We start from the raw sequence: 3393 nt of genomic DNA, 5'->3' as shown, positions 1-3393 counted from the left end.
CCGGGCACCACCGCCAGGGCGCCCGCCGCCTCGGCCGGCCGCCACACGGCCCGGACCAGGTCCGAGAAGACGACCGGCAGGTCCCGGACCAGACGCCAGGGCAGCAGCGAGAAGCCGGTGAAGCAGTGCCCGGCGAAGGTGCCCGGCGCCGCCGGGTCCGCGGCGGGCTGGCCGAGCAGGCGTACGGTGTGCCCGTCCCAGCCGTCGAGCAGTGCGGCCACGTCCGGGCCCGGGGGAGCGGTCGGGTCGGCGAGGTACGCGTCGGCGTTGCCGACCAGCACCGGCCGCCCGTCGATCCAGTCCCGTAGCCGGGCCACCCCGCCCGCGGTGCCCAGCGGGTCGCCTGGCTCCACCGACAGGTGGGCCCGGTCGCCGACGTGCTCCACGATCTGCTCGCCGAGGTAGCAGGCGTTCACAGCGACCCGGTCGGGACCGGTCAGGCCGAGGCCAGCCAACCGCTCCAACGCCCGATCCAGCAGGGGCACGTTGCCCACCGGGCAGAGCGCCTTGGGCACCCGTTCGGTGAGGGGGCGCAGCCGGGTGCCCTCGCCGGCGGCGAGCACCACCGCGCACAGCTGCGCCGGCACACCGGCCGCGCCGGTCACGGGGTGTCGTCGGGCACCGGCGGCGGGAACTTCCCGGCCAGCGGCCCGATGTCGTAGTAGGCGAGCAGCCGGGCCGTCGGCCAGGTCAGCTTGGGCAGGTCGTCCAGGGGGTGCCAGGTGGCCTCGAAGACCTCCGCCCCGTCGACGGTCAGGTCGGTGCTGGACGCCGGCACGTCGGCCTCGAAGACCATGTCCACCCAGCCCTTGGCGTGCACGATCGCGTTCGGCACCGCCGGACGCAGCCGGGACGGCGGAAGCCGGATGCCGGACTCCTCGAACAGCTCACGGGCCGCGCCGACCACCGGGGCCTCGCCCCGGTCGAGCAGGCCGGCGGGGAGGGACCACGCCTTGCCGGGCGGCTGGCGCAGCATGAGCAGCCGACCCGCGCCCGTCGCTTCGGAGTCACGGACCAGGGTCACCGCGCCGACGACGTACTTGGGCACCGCCAGCCGGACCAGACGCCGGCGCACCGGCAGCGGCAGCCGGTAGAAGGCCTGGTAGAAGAGGGCCCGACCGGTGGCGCGGGAGCGGGGGATCATGACTCCAGGCTAGTGGTCGCGAATGTCCTTCGGACGCGCTGGGGCTCGTCGGGTCACTGCCGATGGTCGACCAGGTCGATGAGCTGGCGGACCACGGTGTCCGGTTCGATCACCCGGTCGAAGACCGCTACCAGCAGGGTCTCCAGGTCGGGGTAGCCCAACTCCTCGGAGAGACGCAGCAGCGGCAGGTCACTGGCGAGGCCCCGGTTGTGCTGACGCAGGGCGAGCCCGATGGTGGCTCGGCCGAGGCGCACCTTGTCGCTGATCGTGATGCCCGGCTCGGTGTGCTCGGCGAACCACCTGTTGATCTGCATCTGCGCGTTGGGCGACTTGACGAAGCTCAGCCACTCCCGGCGGGGGCCCCGCGGCGCCACCCCGGCCTCGAAGCCGTTGTCGCCGTCGTTCTCGGTGAAGATCTCCACCACGTCGCCCTCGTCCAGCTCGGAGCTCAGGGGGGCGAGTCGACCGTTGATGCGGGCGGCGAGGCAGTGGTCGCCCCGCTCGCTGCCCAGCTCGTAGGCGAGGTCGACGGGCGTGGCGCCGGCCGGCAGCACGATCTGCCGCCCGTCGGCGAAAACCTGAATCTGCCCCTCGGCGAGGTCGCAGCGCAGCGACTCGTAGAACTGTGCCGGGTCGGCGGCGTCCGGTTCCCAGTCGAGCACCCGGCGCAGCCAGTCCAACTGCTCGGCGCGGGCCGCGGCGCCGCCGTTGCCCGAGCGCGGGAAACGGAAGTCGGCGGCGATGCCGTACTCGGCGGAGCGGTGCATCTCCTCGGTGCGGATCAGCACCTCCACCGTGCGGTCCTGCGGGCCGCAGACGCTCGTGTGCAGCGACCGGTAGAGGTTGTTCTTCGGTGACGCGATGAAGTCCTTGAAACGGCCGGGCACCGGTCGCCAGGTGCCGTGGATCGCGCCGAGCGCGGCGTAGCAGTCGGTGGCCGGGCCGTCGACCACCACCACGATGCGGGGCAGATCGTACGGGGCGGTGTGGCCGCCGGCGATGGTGTCCTTCCAGATCGAGTAGAGGTGCCGGGGGCGGGGGCTGACCTCGGCGTCGACCCGGCTGCGCCGCAACGCCACCCGGGCCCGGGCGACCACCGAGTCGAGGTATGAGTCCCAGCCTGGCCGGTCGTGCACGTGCCGGGCCAGCCGGGCGTGCTCCTCGGGCTCCAGGTGCAGCAGCACCACGTCGTCCAGCTCGCGCTTGAGGGTCTGGATGCCCAGCCGGTCACAGAGCGGGACCAGCACCTCCTGGGTCTTGCGGGCGATCCGTTCCCGCGACGACGCGGAGCGCACCCCGAGGGTGCGCATGTTGTGCAGCCGGTCGGCCAGCTTGATGATCAACACCCGGACGTCCTTGGCGGCCGCGACGATCATCTTGCGGATCGTCTCCGCCTCGGCGGCCTTGCCGTAGAACGCCTTGTCGAACTTGGTCACCCCGTCGACCAGGTGGGCCACCTCGCCGCCGAAATCCTCGGAGAGCGCCTGGAGGGTGTAGCGGGTGTCCTCCACGGTGTCGTGCAGCAGCGCGGCGACCAGGGTGGTGGTGTCCATTCCCAGCTCGGCGCAGATCTGCGCCACCGCGAGGGGGTGGGTGATGTAGGGCTCACCGCTCTTGCGGAACTGCCCGCGGTGCATGTTCTCCGCGATCGTGTAGGCGCGGCGCAGCACCGCGGGATCGGTGCCGGCGTGGATGCCCCGGTGGGTGCGGACCAGTTGGGTGACCGGGTCGGAATCGGTGGTGGGCCAGCTGAGCAGCGACCGCAGCCGGCGGGCGAGCGGCAGCTCACCCGGCTGTGTCGGCAGGGCGCCCCCCAGGGCGGCGCCGTGTCCGGCGTCGACGTCCACGAGGGACACCTCCTCACCCCGGCTCCGCGTCACCGGAAGCCGGCGGCGGGAGCAGGCCCACGAATCGGGCAGGACTGCACTTCTCTAACAGCCTAAGCGAGTCGACGTAGTCCGATCGGTCAGTTGGTCATGAGCGTTCGGTCGAGAGTTGGTGGGACGCGCCGCTCTCGGCCTTCGCCAGCAGGTCACGGAACCGGCCCGCACCACTGGCCGGAGAGGACCAACCGGAGGACATCTCGACGAGTCGGGTCTCCGGCCGCTCCAACCAGGACAGGATCCGCTCGGACTCCTCGGCGGTGGCGGCCGGCACCGGACCGTGCCCGCCCGACACCGTCTCGGCGGTGGCCCGGATCGTGGTCAGGGTGGGCCGTGGGTGCACGCCCGGCGGGGAGACCCCCGCGC

3 protein-coding genes and 1 pseudogene are annotated in these 3393 nt (G+C 72.6%); all 4 read right to left on the bottom strand.

Annotated elements, in window-relative coordinates; genetic code table 11:
* Window positions 1–605 (bottom strand): sugar phosphate nucleotidyltransferase (locus tag KBX53_RS26900; RefSeq protein WP_210862330.1); only part of this gene is annotated, 605 nt, incomplete at its 3' end.
* On the bottom strand, window positions 602–1144 hold the full coding sequence (locus KBX53_RS26895) for an NUDIX hydrolase (protein ID WP_210862328.1): 543 nt from the start codon (window positions 1142–1144) through the stop codon (window positions 602–604). The genes KBX53_RS26900 and KBX53_RS26895, both read right to left, overlap by 4 nt.
* A 53-nt stretch (window positions 1145–1197) precedes the next feature.
* Window positions 1198–2991 carry a bifunctional (p)ppGpp synthetase/guanosine-3',5'-bis(diphosphate) 3'-pyrophosphohydrolase gene (locus tag KBX53_RS26890; protein ID WP_030337735.1) on the bottom strand — a complete coding sequence of 598 codons (1794 nt, stop codon included), beginning with the start codon at window positions 2989–2991 and terminating at the stop codon, window positions 1198–1200.
* A 127-nt stretch (window positions 2992–3118) separates the two neighbouring features.
* Window positions 3119–3393, bottom strand: a pseudogene (locus KBX53_RS26885) (endonuclease); the annotation flags it as partial.

It is taken from the genome of Micromonospora sp. M51 (assembly GCF_018070305.1).
Taxonomy (GTDB): domain Bacteria; phylum Actinomycetota; class Actinomycetes; order Mycobacteriales; family Micromonosporaceae; genus Micromonospora; species Micromonospora parva.
Note: the sequence above shows the minus strand (reverse complement) of the source record. Positions and strands in the feature narration are given on the sequence as shown.

Bases quoted from the DNA above. Each gene is read 5' to 3' on its own strand.
- KBX53_RS26895 (WP_210862328.1), bottom strand. From the start codon at position 1,144: ATGATCCCCCGCTCCCGCGCCACCGGTCGGGCCCTCTTCTACCAGGCC.